We start from the raw sequence: 1,671 nt of genomic DNA, 5'->3' as shown, positions 1-1,671 counted from the left end.
AGACTACCTGATTTGGTAGCTGCCCAAGCGACGAAATCAGTGTTTAGTTCGTTTGAACGATCCTGGCTGGCCCGTAAGATCTGTACAGAACCTCCGGCCCCAAGCCGCTCGGTTGTGCCGACTCCATCTGAGCGGTCGGATGCGTTTTGGCAGATCAAGATGGAGAATGGAATGCAACAGCGTATAGCTCCCGTGGATGGTGGTCGCCCGACCGGACGCTTCCGGAACACCACTTACGTGATCAATGAGAGCAGGCCGTATTTCGATGCAGCCCACGCGAACGATCTCATGGCCGTCCAAGGACGTTCCACGACCGGACGCACAGTTATCTTGGGCAACGGGCCGCTTGACAGTCGACCGGAGGTAATTGATTACGTGCGATGCTCCTACCTTGGTCTTGACAATCATCCGATGGTCGTCGCTGGCGCGATCGAGGCGATCGAGGCGCATCGGTCATTGCACTGGTCCTGCGCACGAACGCGGCTCAATTTCGATCTTCTGGCAGAGCTTGAAGCAATCCTGTCGAAGATGTTCTGCGCGCGCGTGCTCGCCTTTTCCTCTGTTATGCTTGCCAATCTGGGCGCGATGCCCATCCTTGCTTCGGGCCAATTGACAGGCGGAAGAAAGCCGGTCGTTGTGTTCGATCGCATAGCGCACATTTCGCTCGCCTATCATAAGCCGATGGTCGCTGATGAAACGCGGGTGGAAACGATTGCGCACAACGACATTGACGCTCTCGACCGCTTGTGCCGGGAAAATCCGGTGGTCGCCTATGTTTGCGATGGTGTTTATTCGATGGGAGGCAATGCGCCGATCAAGGAACTGCGCCAACTCCAAGAACGCTATGGGCTCTTTCTCTATATCGACGATGCTCACGGCATATCGCTGTTCGGACGCCAGGGCCAAGGATTTGCACGCGCTCAGTTTCCGCAAGTGTTAGGTGACCGCACAATCATAGCAGCCTCGTTGGGTAAGGGATTCGGAGCTTCTGGCGGCATTTTGATGCTCGGAACGGCCGGTCAGGAGACTCTGTTTCGACGCTACTCCATTCCCCATGCGTTTTCGGCGGCCGCCAATTTGGCGTCAGTTGGCGCGGCGCTTGGATCGTGCAAGATTCACCGCTCGGCAGAACTCGGCCAGCGGCAGAGGCGGCTGGGGCAACGCATCGAGCTCTTTGATCGTCGTGTCACAACTGCCGAGCAAGGCAATTCACTTCCGATCAGAATGATCGCGATAGGATCGGAGGCCAAGGCGATTGGAATTGCAAGGCAGCTTCTCGAAGGAGGCTTCTATACCTCGGTGACGTTCTTCCCGACAGTCGGACAAGGAAAGGCAGGGATTCGGGTGTGTATTACGGCGGATCATGAAGTTAGTGACATAGAGCGACTGTGCGATCGAATCCTCGAAAAGGTAACGGACACAACCGACAAGCCGTGGACGGGGACCAGAGTCCCCTGAGGGGATTACGGCGATTCAGCAGAATTGTCCAGTGTGAGCAAGCTGCTGCAAGTTATGCGAACCAGATAGATGAATGCTCGCCAACTCTCAAGTCACATTCGACTTCGAAGGCATGGCGATCGAGCTGAGAGAGGTGCGTATGGCCACGCCATCAAAAGAAGAAGTGCGGCACAAGACTCAGGCGTTGAGCCGGTCGCAGGAGGCGTTCACACG

The 1,671-nt window shown here is 56.1% G+C and carries 1 protein-coding gene; it reads left to right on the top strand.

The features are described 5' to 3' along the window. Window positions 1-159: 159 nt before the first annotated feature. Window positions 160-1,458 carry an aminotransferase class I/II-fold pyridoxal phosphate-dependent enzyme gene (locus ILFOPFJJ_RS34535; RefSeq protein WP_376741503.1) on the top strand — a complete coding sequence of 433 codons (1,299 nt, stop codon included), beginning with the start codon at window positions 160-162 and terminating at the stop codon, window positions 1,456-1,458. The last annotated feature ends 213 nt before the right edge of the window (window positions 1,459-1,671 follow it).

Source organism: Sinorhizobium psoraleae, assembly GCF_013283645.1.
Classification (GTDB): domain Bacteria; phylum Pseudomonadota; class Alphaproteobacteria; order Rhizobiales; family Rhizobiaceae; genus Sinorhizobium; species Sinorhizobium psoraleae.
The sequence above is the reverse complement of the archived record's forward strand: the minus strand, read 5'-3'. Positions and strand labels throughout refer to the sequence as shown.

Coding starts and splice junctions, on each gene's coding strand:
- ILFOPFJJ_RS34535 (WP_376741503.1), top strand. CDS start 160: ATGGAGAATGGAATGCAACAGCGTATAGCTCCCGTGGATGGTGGTCGC.